The following is a 646-nucleotide window of genomic DNA, read 5'->3' as shown; positions in this document are numbered from 1 at the left end:
CGGCCGGCGGAGCTGGCCGTCCGTGCCGCGGAGCACGTGACGCTGGTCGAGGCGCTGGCGGCGGGCGACGCCGCCCACGCGGAGGGCATCATGCGCCGCCACCTGAACCGCTGACCCGCGAACCGCCACCTGTACCGCTGACCCACCACCCGGAAACACCGTCCGTCCGGACGCCGGCGACGGTCGGGTGGGTGAACAGCGGTGCCGGTGGTCGGCGGCAGCGGTGCGGTCGTGGTGTCGGGGCGGTGTGACGGGTGCAGTGGTTCAGGCGGCGGGGAGCTGGCTCTCCAACCAGGTCGGAACGCCGCCGAGCAGCCGGAACAGCCGCTGCGCCTCGGCGCGGAGCCGGCTCGCCTCCGGCTCCGGCTCGGCGTCCGCGAGAGCCGCCAGCGCCGGGGCCATGCCGCCCAGGAAGCCCAGCTCCTCGCGCAGACGCAGCGACTCGCTGAAGCCGTGCCGGGCCTCGGTCAGCTCCCCCTCACGGAGCGCCAGACCGGCCAGGTGGCGCCAGGTGAAGGAGCACAGCAGCGCGTCGCCGTGCGCGGTCGCGCCGGCGTGCGCACGCCGGTAGGCGGCTCGGGCCGCCTGCGGGTTGTCGGCGATGTGCTCGGCCAGCAGGCCCCGCCGGAAGTCCAGCACGGCCCGG

Annotated in this window: 1 protein-coding gene and 1 pseudogene; one reads left to right on the top strand and one right to left on the bottom strand. The window is 76.5% G+C overall.

Features of this window, described 5'->3' with window-relative positions; genetic code table 11:
* Positions 1-12: 12 nt before the first annotated feature.
* A complete protein-coding gene (locus tag ACYVE9_RS29865) occupies positions 13-114 on the top strand; it encodes an FCD domain-containing protein (protein ID WP_461030990.1) in 102 nt (33 codons plus the stop codon).
* 150 nt (positions 115-264) lie between these two features.
* Here ACYVE9_RS29865 and ACYVE9_RS29860 read toward each other — a convergent pair.
* Positions 265-646, bottom strand: a pseudogene (locus tag ACYVE9_RS29860) (hypothetical protein); the annotation flags it as partial.

It is taken from the genome of Streptomyces sparsus, from assembly GCF_054776295.1.
Note: the sequence above shows the minus strand (reverse complement) of the source record. Positions and strands in the feature narration are given on the sequence as shown.